The organism is Bacillus sp. ChL18, assembly GCF_026241425.1.
Classification (GTDB): domain Bacteria; phylum Bacillota; class Bacilli; order Bacillales; family Bacillaceae; genus Bacillus; species Bacillus velezensis.
Genome location: NZ_JAPHWE010000002.1, coordinates 528106 through 547953 on the forward strand (window position 1 = coordinate 528106; position 19848 = coordinate 547953).

Consider the following 19848-nt stretch of genomic DNA (forward strand, 5'->3'; position numbering starts at 1 on the left):
AACACGAATCATTTCGGTTGGCAACAAAAAAAGAGACCGCGGTCTCTTTTAGTTCACGATGCCGATTTGTGAGATACTCACTTTGATATCAGGGATTATCTCGATGGAAGGATAGACCCCACGCCAATTGAGCCGCTTGCCCCGCTCATAATAATGGGTTTGATATTTCCGGCCGATGCCGAGGATATCCGAGTTGTGCTCCTGAATATGGCTGATCACCGATCTGGCCTGGCTGTTCAAATTTGCTGAGGCTTGTTTGTTCATTTGGTCGATTGCCGTATAAGAATTCAGCTTGTCCTTTGGATATTCCAAGACGCGTGCATTCAGTTTTAAACGGATTTTCACTTTTATATGCTGCGGATCTGTATCTATAAATACAATCTTTCGCGTGGCATCCGTGATGCCGAGAGAAAGATAATTCTCAATATCCATTTTGTATTTGTCCCACAGCTTCAGATTAATATTAGCCGATTTATTAAATTGCCCGCTTAAAAGGGTCAGGAGGGTCGAATCCTGACCGAGCACCTCAGTCACTTTCCGCTGGCCGCTGAACAGGGCAGAACCCTCTACCTTTATCGTCTGTCCGTTAATCGATAAATAAGGAAGGGCGAAATCTTTATCAGCCGTCAGCATGCTTGAACGGATGGATTGCAAATTCTCCATGCTGATATTTGATTCCGCATTAGCGCTTGTTAATAAATTCGTTAAATACTTGCTGACAATCAATTTCTGCCGGACGATCAGCTTCAGCACTTCAATCGCCTCGCCGTCTTTTACAACCGCCGGATGAGCGAGAAGCGGGCTTTTCGGATCTCTGTAAAAGACATCGAGATAAGGAAAAAGCGGTTTTTCCGCCATTTTCTCACCGATTAATAAGACTCTTTGCTTGGACGTGTCAATGCGCTGGTCGACAAGCTTATCCAATTGAAACCGCGCTTCACGGATGGTGTGCCCGGAAGCGCTGAGCACCGTCGTAATGAATGAGCCGCCTGTTTCCTGTTCCGCCTGGGAGGACTGAACCTTCCGATAGGTGATGCCGATTTTATTTTTACCGTCATGATCAACATCAAGGCTTGCGGTCAGCACGAGAGAAATATCTTTCAGCAAATTTTGATCCCAGCAGCCCGCAAGTGTCAGGCTTGCGCACATGAGACTGATAAGAACCGCTTTTTTAATGCGCATGGCGGACACCCTTTTTGCGTACAAGGACAATCAATACCATAAACAACGGAAACAAATACACAAACACAATATCGGAAATGCGGAAAAACTGATCCAGCTGCTGTATCGTTTTATCTGTGCTTGTGGCCCAAATAGACAGGAGGAAGACGAGCAGGGCCAGCGGATAAACAAACCGGCTGTGGTCTTTTTGATTGAACAGCTTGGCGATGCCGGTGCTTGCCAAGTAAAACACGTTGGCCAGCGTTGAAAAGACGGTCACGAACCAAAACGTCAAAAAGAGCAGATCCGTCCGTTCGATAATTCTGAATGAAACGGTTTTTAACAGGTACAGCACAGGCTCCGGGATCATTTTTATTTCTTCGGGGCTGATTGTGACAAAGCAAGTAAGGGTGATATACAGGTAATAAAGGATAATCAAGATGTTTGAAATCGTCAGTATTTTGTAACGCTGGCTGACGGTGCAGTTGATAAGGGGCCCGATCACGAGCGCCGCCTGAAAGCCGGTAATGCTGACAAGTGTTTGCTGCACCCCGGTAAGCATGTCTTTTGCGGTTCCGTGAAAAATCGGCATAATGTATGTGATATCGGCTTTTCCCAGCGTGTATAAAATCGGCAGAGAGATCAGCAGCAAAAACGGCGTTAAGATAAAGCTGAACCTGGCGATCGCATTCAGCGGGGCTTGGGCGATATAGACAGAACCGAGGATCAGCATTAAGCTGACCACCCAATTCGGAGTCTGCGGGAGCACCCAGATATCCAATATCCGTGTAAATACAGAAAGAATGAGCGTGCAGAGAAACGCGAAATATAAAATATACAGCACCTGCACCCCTTTGCCGGCAAGTGTTCCGAATACCTCCTCCAGCATTTCGTACAAGTTCAGCTTCGGAAACCGGTGAAATAATATCATATACAGGCTGAATGTAAGCTGGACGAGCAATCCGGTAAGCAGAATGGAAATCCATCCGCTGCTTCCCGATTTCATCATCAGTAAATGGGGCAGCGCCAAAATGCCGATGCTGATCTGCGTCTGATTGATGAAAAACACGCCTTGAAGCGGGCTTATTTTTTTAGGCTTCATCTTTTCTCCACCCCCGAACATGTTTCATCTGCTTTGAGTCTTGCGGTCTCAAATAAAACGGCCTTCTTTTAATAAACCAAGCCGGCAGCCGGATAAATGCATCCTTCAAGTCGCTGAAATGAAACGGCGTCAGAGATGATAAATAAGGAACGCCGAGTGATTCAAGCTTGCACAGGTTCATCAGAATAAGCCCGAAGCCGAGTGCGATGCCGATAAAACCGAACGAGGATGCCAGAAACATAAGCGGAAATCTGAGCGTTCGGATGGACGTGCTCATTTCATATGAAGGAAGCACAAAAGAAGAAACGGCCGTAACGGCTACGACGATAATCATCATATTAGAAATGAGTCCCGCCTGAACGACTGCGTCACCGATCACGAGACCGCCGACAATGCCGATCGTCTGACTGATCGGTTTCGGCAGCCTGATACCGGCTTCGCGGATCAGCTCAATCGTAATCTCCATAATCATGGCTTCTATCAGCGGAGGGAAGGGAATATCAACAATCGAATTTTTCATGGTGATAATCAGATCGTTGGGAATGACTTCAAAATGAAACGCAATCAGCGCGATATAAAAAGCGGGCAGCGTAATCGCGATCATAAAGGCGAAAAATCTCAGCACTCTTAAAAAACTGGCGGAAATCCATCTCGTGCTGTAGTCATCCGGAGATTGAAAAAAAGAAAAGAATGTGATCGGCGCAATCAAAGCCGACGGGCTCCCGTCCATCATGATCAGCACACACCCTTCCATCACGCATGCTTTTGCTTTATCCGGCCGTTCCGTATGAATGATCTGCGGAAAAATGGAAAACGAATTATCTTCTATTGATTCCTCGATAATCCCGGGCGCAAGCACGCTGTCTATACGCAGGTATGACAGGCGCCGCTTCACTTCCTCCACAATCTCCGGATTGGCGATATTCTCAACAAAGATAACCGCAACTTTTGATTTGGCTCTTTCCCCGATATCCATATAATGAACGGAGAGATGGCGGTCCTGTATGTGAAACCGCAGCTGATGAATGTTCGTTTCCAAACTTTCCACAAACCCGTCATGGGCGCCGCGGACGATACTTTCAGATTCGGGTTCCATAATGGAACGCAGCGGATTCTGCCCGACGGAAAACAGCTTCGCTTTCCTCGATGCATCGCTGAGAAAAACAACCTGGCCTGCCAAAATCCCGTCAATGAGTTTTCTGGTTTCATCCGTTTCCGCACTGCTGACGGCATTCATCGTTTCCTCAAGCGGGCCGTTTTGCAGGGTGTCGCTTAACAGAAACTCATTCAGCTTCTGTTCTTCTATCATTTGTTCAATATAAAAGAAAGCGGTATGACGGTCCTGCAGTTTGATCCTTCGTATTTTAAAATCACCGCAAACACACATCAGCTCCTGCATTTCCCGTACAGCCGATTCAAAATCGCCGGGAATCCGTTTGTTTTGTTTATCCGCAGACATCAGACCGCCTCCTTTCCCGGTTATCTGTAGTTTTCAGCGGGTATTCCTTTTTTATGCATTTTATAAAATAGAGGAGTTCCTCGATGTTTTACCAAGAACTTCACATTTATGGATGAATATTTCTTGAACGAATATAAAGATTTATTAAAATTATTTCAAAAGAGGGATAAATGTCCTGTAAATGGTTTAAAAGGAGAAAGGCTTTCCGCATATAAAATGTGTATTTCTTGTAAACACTCCGGACCCGTCTTATTCTGTCATGTACAAGTCATTCCGCTAGTTATTTTGGAATGGGACTGAAAGCAGGATACGGGGGAAAAATGAATGACTTTAAGACCTTATCCTTAACAAAACAGGCAGTCTGCACACAGCGGACAGAGAGTCCCGAAACGTATGCGCAGTGCGAAAAACGCTGATACAAACGGGCTGGAAAAGATGGATTATCATTACATCTTTTTCTTCCGGAACGCGAGTAGTTCCATTGGTCCAAATGAATTTCTGTGCGTAAATGTAAACGCATTCATTTATCTTTTGAAAAATTGAAGTAAGGTTGAAGTCCTGCCTATTCCCAAAAAAAGCAATTCGATAATAGGAAGAATAGCGTCACTAATAGAGAAGTTTGGCTCAGTGAAAGCGGGAAGATTATGTTACATAATGCCGATTGAGAATTCATAGTGAAGCTATATACTGATGAATGAATTTATCAATACAGAAGGAGATGTCAAAAATCAATGTGGTTACTCATTATAGCCTGTGCTGCCGTACTAATCATCGGAATCATTGAAAAAAGGCGGCATCAGAAGAATATCGATGCTCTGCCAGTACGCGTCAATATTAATGGTATCCGCGGAAAGTCAACCGTAACGAGGCTGACGACCGGAATACTGATGGAGGCGGGCTACAAAACAGTCGGAAAAACGACGGGAACAGATGCAAGGATGATTTATTGGGATACACCTGAGGAGAAACCGATCAAACGGAAACCGCAGGGCCCGAATATCGGCGAGCAAAAAGAAGTAATGAAGGAAACCGTAGAACGGGGCGCCAATGCCATTGTCAGTGAATGTATGGCGGTAAACCCGGATTATCAGATTATCTTTCAGGAAGAACTCCTTCAAGCCAACATCGGCGTCATCGTGAATGTGCTTGAAGACCATATGGACGTCATGGGGCCTACGCTTGATGAAATCGCTGAAGCATTTACCGCGACGATACCGTATAACGGTCACCTTGTCATTACAGACAGTGAATACACAGACTTCTTTAAAGAAAAAGCCGCAGAGCGGAATACCGAGGTCATTATTGCGGATAACTCTAAAATTACAGATGAATACCTTCGTAAATTTGAATATATGGTCTTTCCTGATAACGCTTCCCTTGCGCTCGGCGTTGCCCAGGCTCTTGGGATAGATGAAGAAACGGCGTTTAAAGGAATGCTGAATGCGCCGCCTGATCCTGGCGCTATGAGAATCCTGCCGCTGCTCAGCACGAAGGAGCCCGGTCATTTCGTAAACGGCTTTGCCGCAAATGATGCATCTTCTACTTTAAATATATGGAAACGTGTAAAGGAAATCGGCTACCCGACAGATGAACCGATCGTTATCATGAACTGCCGCGCCGACCGTGTGGACAGAACGATTCAGTTCGCAAACGACGTGCTTCCGTACATTAAAACGAAGGAACTCATACTCATCGGCGAGACGACAGAACCGATCGTCAGAGCTTATGAAGAAGGCAAGATTCCTGCCGATACACTGCACGATCTGGAATATAAATCAACAGACGAAATCATGGACGTGCTGAAAACAAGAATGCAAAACCGTGTCATATATGGCGTCGGCAATATCCACGGTTCAGCGGAACCATTAATTGAAAAAATTCAAGAGTATAAGGTGAAACAGCTCGTTAGCTAGGAGGAAAAGGATAAATGTTCGGATCAGATTTATACATCTCACTTATTTTAGGCGTGTTAATCAGTTTAATTTTCGCGGAAAAAACAGGTATCGTACCTGCCGGTTTAGTCGTGCCGGGTTATTTAGGACTCGTTTTTAACCAGCCGGTCTTTATTTTACTCGTATTGTTAGTAAGCCTTCTTACATACGTGATCGTCAAATACGGTTTATCCAGATTTATGATTTTGTACGGACGCAGAAAATTCGCAGCTATGCTGATAACGGGAATCTGCTTAAAAATCGCCCTTGATTTCCTTTACCCGATCGTACCGTTTGAGATATCAGAATTCCGCGGAATCGGTATCATCGTACCGGGTCTGATCGCCAATACCATTCAGAAACAGGGATTAACGATTACATTTGCCAGCACGCTGTTCTTAAGCGGCGCAACTTTTGCCATTATGTTTGCTTACTACTTAATCTAATGTAAGGTGTGTCAAACGATGAAAAAACAATTAAGCTTTCAAGAAAAACTGCTGAAGCTGACCAAACAGCAGAAAAAGAAGACCAATCTTCACGTTTTTATCGCGCTGCCGATCGTCTTTTGCCTGATGTTCGTCTGCATTCTGACAGGGAAGGCGGAAACGCCGAGTGTGAAAAGAAATGCCGATGACCTTGTATCAGCCTCATTCGTCGGAGATATTATGATGGGCCGGAATGTCGAGAAAGTGACAAAGCATAAAGGCACGGAGAGTGTCTTCCGTTACGCAAAGCCATTCTTCGAAGCATCCGACTATGTGTCGGGGAACTTTGAAAACCCGGTTACATATAAAAAGAACTACAAAGAAGCAGAAAAAAATATCCACCTTCAGTCAAACAAAGATGCCGTAAAAGTATTGAAGGACATGAATTTCACCGTTCTCACGGCAGCCAACAACCATGCGATGGATTACGGCCCTCAAGGAATGCGGGATACAGTTGAAGAGTTTTCAAAGCAAAATCTTGAACTTGTCGGCGCGGGCCTCACGCTGAAGGAAGCCGAGCAGAACATTTCTTATCAAGATGTAAACGGAATCAAAATCGCAACACTGGGTTTCACTGATGTTTCCGGAAAAGGCTTTGCAGCTAAACGAAATGCGCCGGGTGTGCTTCCGGCCGATCCAGAGCTGTTTATTCCGATGATTTCTAAAGCCAAAAAGAAAGCCGATCTTGTCATTGTTCAAACACACTGGGGACAAGAATACGATAATGATCCGAATGACAGACAGCGCCAATTGGCAAGAGCAATGTCAGATGCCGGAGCGGATATTATCGTCGGACACCATCCGCACGTGCTGGAACCGATCGAAATGTACCACGGCACTGTTATTTTCTACAGCCTGGGCAACTTCGTATTCGACCAGGGGTGGACAAGAACGAGAGACACGGCGCTTGTTCAATATCATCTGCAGAAAAACGGCACGGGACGCTTTGAAGTCACGCCGATGAATATTCATGAAGCGACGCCTGCACCGGTTAAAAAAGGCAGCATCAATCATAAAACGATCGTACGTGAACTGACGAAAGAATCGAATTTCGATTGGAGCGTCAAGGATGGAAAATTAACGTTTGATGTGGATCACAGCGATATCTTAAAAAAGAAAGCGGAGTGAAAAACAAATGAAAATCATTAAAGCGGGATGGCCGTTTGCCGCGATCATTATGGTATTTATGTTTATGTCAGCGTTTAAATACAATGATCAGCTCACAGATCAGGAAAAACAAAAAATTGACACGGAAATGCAAAAAATTCAGCAAGAGGATACAGCGAGCGCAAAATAAGCGCATGATTCCGCTTGCCGGCATATTGTTTGTTCCGAATCCAGTAAAGAATGCCCATAACGGGCATTCTTTTTTTGTGTGCTCTCCTAAACATTTGTTAAAAGTTACCGATGTAAAAACTACTAAAAATGAGGAGAGTGAATAGAAAACATGCTCACAAGCTGGAGGAAGTACATCCTTGCCGGCCTTATGATTTGTCTTGTGGCACCCGCAGTAACGAGAACGGAAATTGCTGAAGCGGATTCTCAAGTTTCTGTCCTGATGGTTTCAGACGCGCAAAAACTTGTCGGAAATAAATATGTTTACGGAGGCGAAGAGCCTGAGGACGGTTTTGATCCGTCCGGATTGATGCATTATCTTTTCAGCAGACAGAACATCCATCTGCCGAGAACGGTCAGTGATCAATGGAAAGTCGGAGCCGCCGTCAAAGAAAATGACCTTTTACCGGGAGATCTTGTGTTTTTCAAAAAGTCGGATTCCACACAAAACGCGCCCGTCCATGACGGTCTTTATATCGGAAACGGAGAGATGATACACAGTTCTCCGTCAGAAGGCGTAACCGTCACACGCTTTCAAAAAAGCAGTTATTGGATGAATTTATATCTTGGCGCAAAGCGGATTACAAAAGATCCGGAACTGGCTGATGATCCGATCGTTCAGGAGGCAGCCCGTTATCTCGACATTCCGTATGTCTTCGGCGGAAGCACGCCCGAGGAGGGATTCGACTGTTCGGGGCTGGTCCAATATGTTTTTGAAAACAAACTTCACATTTACCTGCCGAGATCTGCGGAACAGCAGTGGCTGGTCGGTGAGAAAATCAAACTGAGCGACATAAAGCCCGGGGACGTGATTTATTTCAGCGACACGTATAAAAAAGGAATTTCCCATGCGGGCATTTATGCGGGAGAGGGAAGGTTCATCCAAGCAAGCCGCTCCGCAAAAGTCACCATTTCTTACTTGTCGGAAGATTACTGGAAAAAACATTTTACGGGGGTGCGCCGATTCAGCAATTTAGCCATTTCTAAAGAAAATCCCGTTGTGTCCACAGCGGCCGATCATATCGGAATTTCTTATCTGAAAGGCGGCGTTTCACCGGAAACCGGCTTTGATACGGCGGGATTTGTTCAATACATCTATCAAAAAGCGAAAGGAATCAGCCTGCCGCGTTATGCGGACAAGCAGATGCAGGCGGGCGTTCCGGTCGATAAACAAGATCTGAAGCCCGGCGATCTGGTCTTCTTTAAAGCGGAAAGCCTGAATCCGGCCATTTATATCGGGAACGGACAAGTGATTCATGCCACCGTGTCCGCAGGCGTTACCATAACAAATATGAACACAAGCGCTTATTGGAAGGACAAATATGCGGGCAGCATCCGGCTTCCGTAAAAAAAAGACGTCAGAGAGTGTCTCTGACGTCTTTTTCTTTTACCGTTTCGGCGCTCTGTATCCGGCCGCTACCGCATCCTCTACGGAACAGAACATTTCCGCGGGATCTGTCGTCCGGTCGTAGTATGTACTTCCCGGCGTGTGATAAATGCCGTTCCGGCTGCCTTTAATGTCGCACCCCTGTGAGGTGCCGGCTGCTTTCGTTTCGGCATGTCCGCCGGAGGAAGGGGCGTTGTTTTGCGCCGTTTCCGCGTTTTCGGATGTTTTTGTTTCTGCTTTCTGCCGCTTTAAAGTTTTATTTTCTGACTGAAGCGTTTCGGCGGTCTTTTCGAGCTTCTTTTGTGAATTTTTTAATTTCTCATTGTCTTGTTTGAGTGATTTGTTTGTTTTTTTCAGCTCGCTTATCTCTTGGCTGAGTTTGCTGAGTTTTTCTTCATTGCCGGCTTCGGCTTCGGATTTCTCCTTTTCGCCCGCGGCACTGATGCTTTCATATTTTTTCTCAAGCGCCTGGTGTTCCTTCGTCAATTTTTGATAAGCGGTATCAAGGGTGCTGTATTTCTCCTCTGCCTTCACGGCCGAGGCGTCCGGCTCTGCGAGGGAGGCACCGGTCAGAAGCAGGATAAATCCGCCGATAAGAAGGGGCCAAAACAGCTTTTTTGAAAAATGTTTTTCTTTTTTTGCCGCTTTGCATATGAGGTGGAATATTCCGTATCCGACTGCGCAGAGAAAAGCTAAACATCCTATAATAGCGATTGCATTCGACATCATGAAACTCCTTTTTTCTTTATCTTACAATTTATTTTCATTTTTGGGAATTCCTTTTTTGGGAAACATGAAAAACCAGGCCGTGAAAGACCTGGCTTTTGCCTTTTATTGATCGTTGTCGAGAAGCCGGTTGATGAAATATGCGACGCCGTTTTCATCGTTGCTTTTTGTAATATACGTGCTTTTTTCCTTCAGTTCATCAATCGCATTGCCCATGGCGATGCGGTTTCCCGCCGCTTCAAACATGGAGAAATCATTCGGGCTGTCGCCGATGGCGTAAATATCCTGTTTTTCAATTCCGTACAGTGAGGCAAGCTCCGTCAGAGCACGTCCCTTTCCGGAACCGGCAGGGAGGATTTCGATAATGTGTTTCCCGGAAGATGTCTGGGATAATTTCGGATGATGTGTAATTTCTTCTTTGGCGTTTCTCAGTTTTTCCATATCAAAAGAGAAACAAAGAAGCTTGTAAACATGTTCGTCTCCGTTAAAAATCGCCTGTATATCCTGCACGGGTTTAATGCCGAATTGTTTGAACTGCGTCTTTGCGCCCTCCCATAATGTCCGAATATCTTCCTTGGGATTGGCGCTTTTCAGAATGTCCAGTTCTGCCTGCAGTTTGGACTCGCCGTCAAACGGGGACAGCAGATGATCATCTGTATAGACCTCAAAGTAAATGTCGTTGTCCGTTAAATAAGCGGCGATATCCTTCCCGGCCTGCTGATCCATTAAGAGCCGGCTGACGAGGCGGTATCCTTTGTCATGGACTGTCCCGCCGTTTGCCGCAATGATCGGAATATCCAAATCCTTTAAGAGCGCTTTTACATCAAACGTGGCTCTGCCCGTGCAGATGGCCACGAGAATGCCCGCTTCATCCGCTCTTTGTAAAGCCGCTCTGTTTTCCGGAGAAATCACACTGTCCGAGTTCAGTAATGTGCCGTCTAAGTCAATGGCTATCAATTTCATATGTATGGATGCCCTCCTTAAAAATAAAGCTGCTTCATGTAGTATGTTCAGCTTTGTGCGAAATCAGCAGAAAGCCGTCAGTTAAAAGGCTATACCTTCATGTCCTTTTTTTCAACAGAAAAACGGCGGGATTTGCTAACCCCGCCGTGACATCTTACGCGTTTAAATCATTTTTTAATTTCGTTTTCACTTCTTGAAGGTTTTCCTCATTCAGCTTGAAGTAATAAATATTTTTGCCGTACTGAGGAGTGTAAATATAGCTGTCTGAACCTGTCAGCTGCAAAGAATCCACCGATTTCAGCGATGTGATAAACGGGAACAGACCGATGGCGTCATTAAGAGATAAGTTCATTTTTAAGTTTTTCCCTAAGCTGTCGACGATATCGTCATAAGATGGGATCGAGCTTAACGATTTAGATTTTTTAATAATGGCGCTCAGCACTTCCATCTGTCTTTGTCCGCGCATCAGATCGGTGTCCGCTTTGCGTGTTCTTACATAAGCCAGTGCCTGCTCACCGTCAAGCGTCTGAACGCCCGGCTTCAGCACGACTTTTCCTTTTGTATCGACCTTAATACGATCGGCAATTTTCTGGCTTTTCACATTTACCGTAACGCCGTTCAACTCATTGACGACATCGCGGAACGCGTCGAAGTTGCTCTCAACCACATAATCTACCGGAATATCAAGCATGTTTTCTACTGTTTTATAAGTTAAATTATAACCGCCGTAAGCATGTGCGTGCGCGAATTTGTCATAGCCGTGTCCCGGGATGTTGACATAGGAATCCCGCGGAATGCTGAGCATCGTCGCTGTTTTCTTTTTCCGGTTGAAGGTGACGAGCACGTTGGCGTCACTTCTTGCGTCATCTACTGATTCGCCCTTATTGTCACGGGCGTCTATTCCTAAAAGCAATACGGTGAAAGAATCCTTCTTCGGGTCAAATTCTTTGATCCGTTTTACGGACTGGTCGCCGCGGTCAAGGCTGACGTGAGCTTCTTTGGTCGCATTATTCAATTTCACAAATGCGTAGGTGCCGACGGAACCGGCGATCACCAATAAGAAAGCGGCGAATACCAGTACAAATTTCACCCATTTTCTGAGGCGTCTTTTCTTTTTTCTGCGTTGAGATCGTTCTTCCATATCATTACCTCTCGTTTCTATTCTTTGTGAAGCGTACCATAATTGTTGACTTGGAGCAACTCTTCAAATGAGAAAATTCCAAATCTTTCTCTCTATTTCGACAACATCTACTGTTATTTTTGCATCAGGTTCACATTATATTGGACGGCAGGAAGCGGGAAATGTTTCGTCGCTTTGTAAAAAATAATTAGTAAAATAATGGATATTAACGGTGCGGAAGGTTTGAAACGGACGGAAACAGGCAAAAGAAGCAGTAGAACAATTCCGCGCGGATACAGCGTTGGATGAAGGGAGTCTAAATAACATGAAAAGCATACACTCGAATAAATGGCTCTATTTTTTCGGCGCACTCGGCGGCGCGTTATACGGATATGATACCGGGGTCATTTCCGGAGCTATTTTATTTATGAAAAAAGAACTGGGACTGAACGCCTTTACAGAAGGCCTCGTCGTCAGTTCGTTATTGGCGGGGGCGATTCTCGGGTCGGGATTCGCCGGCAAACTGACCGACCGGTTCGGCAGGCGGAAGGCCATCATGGGAGCGGCGCTGCTGTTTTGTATAGGCGGTTTAGGGGTCGCTTTTGCCCCGAATACAGAGGTGATGATTCTTTTCCGGATCATTCTCGGACTGGCTGTCGGAACATCTACAACGATCGTTCCGCTCTATTTATCGGAGCTGGCTCCGAAGCATAAACGGGGGGCGCTTTCTTCGCTGAATCAGCTGATGATTACGGTCGGAATCCTCGTTTCTTATATCGTGAACTATATATTTGCCGATGCAGGCGCTTGGCGCTGGATGCTTGGACTTGCGGTTGTGCCGTCAGTCATTCTGCTGATCGGAATCTTATTTATGCCGGAAAGCCCGCGCTGGCTGTTTACGATCGGCAAAGAAGAGAAAGCAAGAGAAATCCTTTCATCATTGCGGGGAACGAAGAATATTGATGATGAGATTGATCAGATGAAAGAAGCGGAAAAGGAAAACGAAGGCGGCTTGAAAGAATTGTTTGAGCCGTGGGTGAGACCCGCGCTGATTGCCGGCCTCGGACTTGCCTTTTTGCAGCAATTCATCGGGACAAATACAATTATTTATTACGCCCCGAAAACATTTACCAGTGTCGGATTCGGCAATTCCGCGTCTATATTGGGAACGGTCGGAATCGGCGCCGTCAATGTCATCATGACGCTTGCGGCTATTAAAGTTATTGATAAAATCGGCCGGAAGCCGCTGCTGCTGGCCGGTAATGCGGGCATGGTCATCAGTCTGCTCGTATTGGCCGCGGTCAATCTCTTCTTTGAACATTCAGCAGCCGCATCATGGACAACGGTGATTTGTTTAGGCCTGTTTATCATTGTGTTTGCGGTCAGCTGGGGGCCTGCCGTGTGGGTCATGCTTCCTGAATTATTCCCGCTGCATGTCCGGGGTATCGGGACGGGTGTTTCCACTTTGATGCTGCATGCCGGAACATTGATTGTCTCATTAACCTATCCGATGTTAATGGAAGCAGTCGGCATCAGCTATTTATTTCTCATTTATGCCGCGATCGGGATACTGGCATTCCTGTTCGTCCGGTTTAAAGTGACCGAGACGAAGGGGAAAAGCCTTGAAGAAATTGAGCAGGATCTGAAAAGCCGTAACGGAGGCTCGGGATCAGAATCAAATCGGCGGACAGTTCATCCGTAATATTCAGTTTTAGGGGGCGGTTATCACCGGCCCCTCAAAACGGATGCCGGCGGGCGCCCGGTCACATAAATGACGGGGATATGTCATACGTTGTATAAAGTCACGATAAAGGCGGGGATGCCGGTGAAAACGAGTATTATTATCCTTACATATAATGAACTTGAGCTGACGAAAAAATGTCTGGCCAGCATTGAACGATACACCGACAAAGATAAGATTGAACTGATTATAGTTGACAACGGTTCCTCAGACGGAACGAGAGAATACATATCAAATCTGCCTGACGTCAAAGTCATCCTAAATGAAAAAAACCTCGGGTTCGCCAAAGGGTGCAATCAGGGAATCGAAGCGGCAGGGGGGGAAAATCTGCTGTTTCTGAACAACGATACGATGGTCACGAAAAATTGGCTCACCTCCATGCTGAGGGTGCTGTATCATTCTGAAAAAGCCGGTATGGTCGGGCCCGTCAGCAACTATGTCAGCGGCGCGCAAATGATCCATGACGCATATCAATCGCTTGCTGAGCTGGAGCCATTCACGGAGGCGTATTGCGCACGGGAAAAGCATCATACAAAGCGGGTGCTGCGCCTTGTCGGCTTCTGTCTTCTGGTGAAAAGAAGCGTCATTGAAGACATCGGCCCGTTCGATGAACAATTCGGATACGGTTCTTTTGAAGATGATGACCTATGTCTGCGCGCCCTGCAAAAAGGCTACAGCCTGCACATCGCCCTCGATGCCTTTGTGCATCACCACGGGCACGCGACGTTTACGGCTAATCAGGACATCAATATCAATCAGTTATATTCGGAGAACCGCCAGCGGTTTACGGAAAAATGGGGCACTGATTTTACGTACTTTACTCATCCGAGACCGGAAATTGCGGAGCTCGTTCCCCGGGAGGCGAAACGGATACTTGATGTCGGCTGCGGCGCGGGGGCTACGGGGCTGGAACTTCAAAACAGACAGCCTTGCGAACTGTACGGAATAGAACTGCATCCGCTGGCGGCGCAAGCGGCAAAAGGACACTATGAAGCGGTGCTGCAGGAAGATGTCGAAGAAGTGAAGCTGCCTTATCCGGAAGGCTTTTTTGATTGCATCATTTTCGCGGACATCCTTGAACACTTAAAAGACCCGTGGCGCGTCATTGAAACGTACTCATCCTATTTGTCGCCTGCCGGATCAATCGTTTGCAGCGTTCCGAATATTTCCCACGCCGAAGCGCTGTTCCCGCTTCTGCTCGGTGACTGGACATACAGAGACGCCGGCATTCTCGACCGCACCCACTTACGGTTTTTTACGCCGCAGACGGTGCGCACGCTCTTTCCGGAAGAGACATTTGACGTGAAAAAGCAGTCCTATACGTATGTTCACGTGGATGAACGGGTGCAGCTGTTTTTACAGGAAATCACACGAATGGCGCAATCGATGCAATTTCCGGTGACACAGCTGCCCGAACAAAGCCGGATTTATCAGATTCTCCTCCGTGTCGAAAAAACAGGCTGAAGGCTACCGTCCCATCGTTCCGAAGTTGGTAATCTGAATGGAAACATCATAGTCAAAAGCCGCTTCCGAGAAGGTCTCATCCCAATGATGCTTTACTTTCTTCCAATAGTCGGGATATTGAATGCGGACTCTGTCAGAAAAGAATACAGGGTCCGTTTCATATTGATTCTGCAGCTTATCGATGACTTCTTTCACATCGCTTTTCAGTTTTTTTTCGAAAATCTTTTCCAGCCCGTTTAAATAGTGCTGATCGAATGAATCTTCTCCGGCATATTGATCCTCTGACAAAAGTCCTTTTGTTTTTACCGCTACATGAAATGACAGCTTCCCGTTTTTCAGCCTGGGAGTGATGGTAGATGTTGATTTTTTGATCTCGAAGGTAATCGGGTGCCCCCCTTTATCCAAAGCGGGCAGCACGCCGCCCCGTATCGTCCCCATCAGCCAATTCAGGCTCTGTATTTCGTATGATGACAGAAAGCCCGCCAATCTGTTTTGTTTTGCGTTTTTGATAATGGCCGCTCCGTCATACACCGTTTTTCCTTTTTGATTGCTGACGGCCTGAATGAGAAAACTGAGTTTATTATGGCAGTAAATTGAAGCTCTCCCGATTCGGAGCGGTTGTAAAATCTTCCCGTTGTAGTTTCCGTTGTTCGTAAGGTCGATCAGCTTTTCCGCGGCCATGGGCTGCTGCTGATTCGGCGTCGGCTCCGTCAGAATATCGGACGCTTTTCCTCTTACCGCGAAGAGATAGCTGCTCCGCCTTAATTCATCATCGCGGATAAAATGATTCATCATCTGCAGGATATTTTGGTCGGCCAGCAATTTGTCGCTGAATATCAGCACTTTTAAGTGATCGCTGTAAACAGGCGGATCTTTTAAAGCGACTTCACTGACGGCTTCAAGAATGGTATCCCCCCGCGTCGTCACATTGACAAACACGGGCCGGCCGGAAGCCTGGCTGTTTTCACTTTGGGGCAGCAGGTTTTGATAGGTTAATTTATATCGGCGGTCACTCGTCTCGTCTATCGCCAGCCCCCGGGCGAAAGATAGCTTTTCGACTTCCTTCGCGTCCCAGCATCCTGAAAGCGTCATCAGTATGAAAAGCGCCGCCGCCCATTTGATGAAAAGTGTCATGACATCTGTTTCCTCCCGGCTATTTTTTTCATCCAGCTGACAAACCAAATGAGAAAAGGAATCATGATGACGGCAAAAAATGTATACCCGAGAATATTCGCGAATGCAAACACGCTGTTGATATCATCGGGGTACATCGAAAGGCCGAATGTCACTGCCAATAAGCTCCCCATCAGCCAGGCATTGTTTTTATTTTTCAGTCTGAAAATGGTGTTTAATCCGATATGCGCCCCTTTAAAAGAGCCGAGCATACAGGTAAACTGCTGGCATGTCCACGTGATTAAAAGAAAGATATCAAACCGCTCAATGAAAATACCCCGGATTTCTAAGGCGTGAATCAGGGAAATGGTCGGATACGTCACCGTTTTGGCTTCAGCGACCGACATACAGCCGATGACGACAAGCAGCGTAATGCTGTAAAATAAGCCTGCGCTGGCGATGCCGAAGACAGCCGCCTTTTTCGCCTGCTTCGGATTTTTCATAAACGGCACCAGATACAGAATCACCTCAAGTCCTGAAAAATACAAAAGGGTCCGCGGAAACATCTCAAAAAAGCTTTTGTAGCCTCCTTCCATGACCGGGCGGACGAAATCCAGATTAAACAGTCTCAGGCTGAATATAAGCAGCATAATCAGAATGACGATCGTAACCGGGAACAGATAGGCATAAAGCTTTGAAATGGGATAGACCCCGCCGGTCACATGGTAAATGCCGACCGCCAGAAAGATGAATATGACGACACCCATCGGCGTATTTTTCAGTAAAAAGTAATTGATGACTTCACCGAGAAAACGGGCTTGAAAACAGACGGTGACGACAAAATAACAGCTGATGAATAAATTCAGAAGAGAACCGATGGCGCGGCCCATGATGCTTTGATTCAGCTCATAAATGGTTTCCCCGCTGTTTTTCTGCAAAAACGGCATAAAGAGCAGGACGATGCCGATAAACACGACACTCTGCACAAGAATAATGATCCATCCGCTCGGACTGTCCGCTGTTGCGGCGGAGCGCGGCAGTGTTAACACGCCCGCTCCGATCATTGTTCCGCTTACCATGAGAAGTGTCTGCATAAACGACAGCTTGTCTTCCGGTTTTTTCATGGGGATCACCTTTGCTTGGTTTTATCTTTCGTCTCTTTTCTGGTCGGCCGTTTTTTCAAAAGAGGCGTCGGCAGTCTGACGATCGTATCTTTTAAGTCTTGGCCAGGCTGCGCCATGATCGGAATAAGATAGTCCTGACCGAAGCTTTTCAGACGCATCAGATGGCCGACGACAAGCAGATAGCACATGATCAGTCCGTATAAACCTAATATCGCCGACAAAATCATCGAAAAAATACGGATGAGCCTCAGCGGAAAATTGAACGCATAGGAGGGCGCCGTAAAAGAAGCCAATGCCGTAACGGATACGACAATGACCATCATCGCGCTGACGATGTTCGCCTGAACGGCGGCCTGCCCGATCACCACGCCCCCGATCAGGCCGATCGTCTGTCCGATCGGCTTCGGCAGCCTGAGTCCGGCTTCTCTGATCATCTCGATCGTAAAAATCATGATGAACGCTTCAACAAAAGGAGGGAACGGGACATTCAATCTGCTCCCGGCAATCGTAACCGCCATTCTCGTCGGCAAAAGCCCCGTGTGGAACGTAACGAGCGATATGTAAAGGCCGGGTAAATAAATCGTGATTAAAATGCATGTATACCGAAGCAGCCTGAGAAAGGTAACCGGAACCCACCGCTGATTATAATCGTCAGGTGAGTGGATAAATTCATCAATGGTAGCCGGCACCAAAAGGGTAAAAGGCGTTCCGTCTACAAGAATGGAGACCCTTCCTTCCAAAAGAGCGCCCATAACCCGGTCGGGCCGTTCGGTCGTCAAGACGGTCGGGAAAATAGAATACGTGTTATCTTCAATAAGCTGCTCGATCGCTCCTGATTCCGGAATGTCATCAATGGTGATCGAATCCAGTCTTTTCATCACTTCTTTTACAACATCATCAGGCGCGATATCCCGAATGTAAGCAACGGCGATCCGCTTTTTTGTCCGTTCGCCGAGTGTGATCTCTTTGATCTGGAGGTTGGGATCACCGGACTGCTCGCGCAACAGCGCCGTGTTCGTTCGGAGCTTTTCGACAAAACCTATCCTAGGCCCCCGTTCAAGCACTTCTGAAGCCGGTTCTTCAATATCACGCATTTTAAATGTTTCCGTCTCAAACGAAAGGGCTTCCTCCCATCCCTCCGCCAGCAAAACCGATTTGCCGGAGAAAATGTCTGCCTCCGCGTCCTTAAGTGAAGAAAGCCGGGTGTGACGATAGCCGAAAGAGATGGATGACGGCGGTATTTCAGCCGGTTCCTCTTGATGCAGGGCGGCCGCCTGCACGGGCGAAATAATATATTCCGCAAGCAATTGATTGTCGGTCAGTCCGTCTATATAGATAAGACAGGCGTCACATTTGCCGTTTCCGTACGTAAACGAATAAAACATCAGGTCATCGCTTTGGCCGAACCGTTTTTTCAGCGCTTCAAGGTTTTTGCCGAGCTCCGCATGTATCGTCACAATGTTCCCCCCTTTTTCCATCAGTTATTTTAATTTGCGACAAACAAGGAATTTTATTCTGGAATAGGAAATGACTGAGCATTCCGCCCCATCCGAATGGTATAATGAGCAGGTCAGCCATTATACATATTGTTTTTAACCGCGGCTCCCTCCGTGTTTTAAAAAAGACACAGGGGGAATGGGATATGAGCCGCTTTTTAAGGGGAGGGGAACGAACATGACGCAAGAGCCGATTTTTTTACAGCCTGTATGTAAAGAAAAAATATGGGGCGGCACGTTATTACGCGAACGATTCGGATACGACATACCTTCAGAAACAACCGGCGAATGCTGGGCGATATCAGCCCATCCGCACGGAATGAGCACGGTCAAAAGCGGTCCGTATCAAGGGAAAACCTTGATGGAACTGTGGGATCAGCATAGGGAATTATTCGGCGGAACGGAAGGGGACCGGTTTCCGCTGCTGACGAAAATACTGGACGTCAAACACCATCAGTCTGTTAAAGTCCATCCTGACGATTATGACGCCGAGGAGCATGGATTGGGCGAAACGGGGAAATCTGAGTGCTGGTACATTATTGACTGTAAAGAAAATGCGGAGATTATATACGGTCACACGGCCCGTTCGAAAGCGGAACTTGTCACCATGATTAACAGCGGTGACTGGGAAGGCCTGCTGCGCCGCGTGAAGATCAAACCCGGTGATTTTTATTATGTGCCGAGCGGAACCATCCATGCCATTTGCGCGGGGGCGCTCGTGCTTGAAACACAGCAGAATTCAGAGGCCGCCTACCGGATATATGATTACGGGCGTACAGATCAGAACGGCGAGCCGCGTGATCTGCATATCCGCGATGCCGTCAACGCCGCCACCGTTCCTCATGTGGACGGATTTTTAGATGAATCAACTGAAACGAGAAAAGGCGTCACCATTAAAACCTTTGTGCAGGGAGAATATTTTTCTGTATACAAATGGGATATCAGCGGGACGGCGGAAATGACCCAGGACGCTCCGTTTATGCTGTGCAGCGTCACAGAAGGAAGCGGCTCCATCATCTGTGAAGGCAAGTCTGCCAAGCTTGAAAAAGGCGCGCATTTCATACTGCCGGATCAGATGCCTGACTTTACGATAAACGGAGATTGCACGCTCATCGTTTCTCATATATAAAACCAAACTTAATCCCAGCTCTGGGATTAAGTTTTTTTTATTTGGAAAATTGGGTGGTTTCTCTCTGTAAAAATGAAGAAGGCCGGCCGATAAATAAACTAGTTTGATAGAA

The 19848-nt window shown here is 46.7% G+C and carries 17 protein-coding genes; 8 read left to right on the forward strand and 9 right to left on the reverse strand.

The window, feature by feature from the left end:
- Positions 1-48: 48 nt before the first annotated feature.
- The 3 genes from OQ477_RS13720 to OQ477_RS13730 are packed head-to-tail and all read right to left on the reverse strand — an operon-like array spanning position 49 to position 3722.
- Positions 49-1182, reverse strand: a complete 1134-nt coding sequence (locus OQ477_RS13720; RefSeq protein WP_265972779.1) for a Ger(x)C family spore germination protein — start codon at positions 1180-1182, stop codon at positions 49-51.
- Positions 1172-2263 (reverse strand): GerAB/ArcD/ProY family transporter, encoded by a 1092-nt coding sequence (locus OQ477_RS13725; protein WP_012118599.1) that lies wholly within the window; start codon positions 2261-2263, stop codon positions 1172-1174. The genes OQ477_RS13720 and OQ477_RS13725 overlap by 11 nt, the downstream gene beginning before the upstream one ends.
- On the reverse strand, positions 2253-3722 hold the full coding sequence (locus tag OQ477_RS13730) for a spore germination protein (protein ID WP_007407516.1): 1470 nt from the start codon (positions 3720-3722) through the stop codon (positions 2253-2255). Before OQ477_RS13730 ends, OQ477_RS13725 begins: the two co-directional genes overlap by 11 nt.
- 731 nt (positions 3723-4453) lie before the next feature.
- Here OQ477_RS13730 and pgsB point away from each other — a divergent pair.
- The 5 genes from pgsB (at position 4454) to OQ477_RS13755 (ending at position 8821) form a co-directional block, all read left to right on the forward strand.
- Positions 4454-5635: a poly-gamma-glutamate synthase PgsB gene (gene pgsB / locus OQ477_RS13735; RefSeq protein ID WP_003151337.1), complete on the forward strand. Its 1182-nt coding sequence runs from the start codon at positions 4454-4456 to the stop codon at positions 5633-5635.
- A gap of 14 nt (positions 5636-5649) precedes the next feature.
- Complete coding sequence (pgsC, locus tag OQ477_RS13740) at positions 5650-6099, forward strand: poly-gamma-glutamate biosynthesis protein PgsC (protein WP_003151340.1); 450 nt, start codon at positions 5650-5652, stop codon at positions 6097-6099.
- A gap of 18 nt (positions 6100-6117) precedes the next feature.
- Positions 6118-7266, forward strand: a complete 1149-nt coding sequence (locus OQ477_RS13745) for a CapA family protein (RefSeq protein ID WP_007614174.1) — start codon at positions 6118-6120, stop codon at positions 7264-7266.
- Positions 7267-7273: 7 nt separating this feature from the next.
- Complete coding sequence (locus tag OQ477_RS13750; RefSeq protein WP_088461759.1) at positions 7274-7435, forward strand: hypothetical protein; 162 nt, start codon at positions 7274-7276, stop codon at positions 7433-7435.
- A gap of 150 nt (positions 7436-7585) precedes the next feature.
- On the forward strand, positions 7586-8821 hold the full coding sequence (locus OQ477_RS13755; protein WP_265972780.1) for a C40 family peptidase: 1236 nt from the start codon (positions 7586-7588) through the stop codon (positions 8819-8821).
- Between the two features lie 39 nt (positions 8822-8860).
- Here the strand turns inward: OQ477_RS13755 and OQ477_RS13760 are convergent, their stop codons facing one another.
- The 3 genes from OQ477_RS13760 to OQ477_RS13770 all read right to left on the reverse strand — a co-directional run bounded on the left by OQ477_RS13760 (position 8861) and on the right by OQ477_RS13770 (position 11690).
- Positions 8861-9586: a hypothetical protein gene (locus OQ477_RS13760; protein WP_265972781.1), complete on the reverse strand. Its 726-nt coding sequence runs from the start codon at positions 9584-9586 to the stop codon at positions 8861-8863.
- A 105-nt stretch (positions 9587-9691) separates the two neighbouring features.
- Positions 9692-10549, reverse strand: a complete 858-nt coding sequence (locus OQ477_RS13765; RefSeq protein WP_222885038.1) for a Cof-type HAD-IIB family hydrolase — start codon at positions 10547-10549, stop codon at positions 9692-9694.
- Positions 10550-10703: 154 nt separating this feature from the next.
- Positions 10704-11690: an LCP family protein gene (locus OQ477_RS13770; RefSeq protein WP_007407510.1), complete on the reverse strand. Its 987-nt coding sequence runs from the start codon at positions 11688-11690 to the stop codon at positions 10704-10706.
- A gap of 304 nt (positions 11691-11994) precedes the next feature.
- Here OQ477_RS13770 and OQ477_RS13775 point away from each other — a divergent pair, with 304 nt between their 5' ends.
- Both OQ477_RS13775 and OQ477_RS13780 read left to right on the forward strand, forming a co-directional pair.
- Positions 11995-13371 carry a sugar porter family MFS transporter gene (locus OQ477_RS13775; protein WP_265972783.1) on the forward strand — a complete coding sequence of 459 codons (1377 nt, stop codon included), beginning with the start codon at positions 11995-11997 and terminating at the stop codon, positions 13369-13371.
- 90 nt (positions 13372-13461) lie between these two features.
- Complete coding sequence (locus OQ477_RS13780) at positions 13462-14874, forward strand: bifunctional glycosyltransferase family 2 protein/class I SAM-dependent methyltransferase (RefSeq protein ID WP_265972784.1); 1413 nt, start codon at positions 13462-13464, stop codon at positions 14872-14874.
- A 3-nt stretch (positions 14875-14877) separates the two neighbouring features.
- On the opposite strand, the gene OQ477_RS13785 is transcribed toward OQ477_RS13780, so the two are convergent.
- The 3 genes from OQ477_RS13785 to OQ477_RS13795 are packed head-to-tail and all read right to left on the reverse strand — an operon-like array spanning position 14878 to position 18568.
- Entirely contained in the window at positions 14878-16008 is a 1131-nt protein-coding gene (locus OQ477_RS13785; RefSeq protein WP_265972785.1) for a Ger(x)C family spore germination protein, read from the reverse strand.
- Positions 16005-17111 carry a GerAB/ArcD/ProY family transporter gene (locus OQ477_RS13790; RefSeq protein WP_265972786.1) on the reverse strand — a complete coding sequence of 369 codons (1107 nt, stop codon included), beginning with the start codon at positions 17109-17111 and terminating at the stop codon, positions 16005-16007. The genes OQ477_RS13785 and OQ477_RS13790 overlap by 4 nt, the downstream gene beginning before the upstream one ends.
- Before the next feature lie 5 nt (positions 17112-17116).
- Positions 17117-18568, reverse strand: coding sequence for a spore germination protein (locus tag OQ477_RS13795; protein WP_265972787.1), 1452 nt, complete (start codon positions 18566-18568; stop codon positions 17117-17119).
- Between the two features lie 217 nt (positions 18569-18785).
- Here OQ477_RS13795 and manA point away from each other — a divergent pair, with 217 nt between their 5' ends.
- Entirely contained in the window at positions 18786-19736 is a 951-nt protein-coding gene (gene manA, locus OQ477_RS13800; RefSeq protein WP_265972788.1) for a mannose-6-phosphate isomerase, class I, read from the forward strand.
- The last annotated feature ends 112 nt before the right edge of the window (positions 19737-19848 follow it).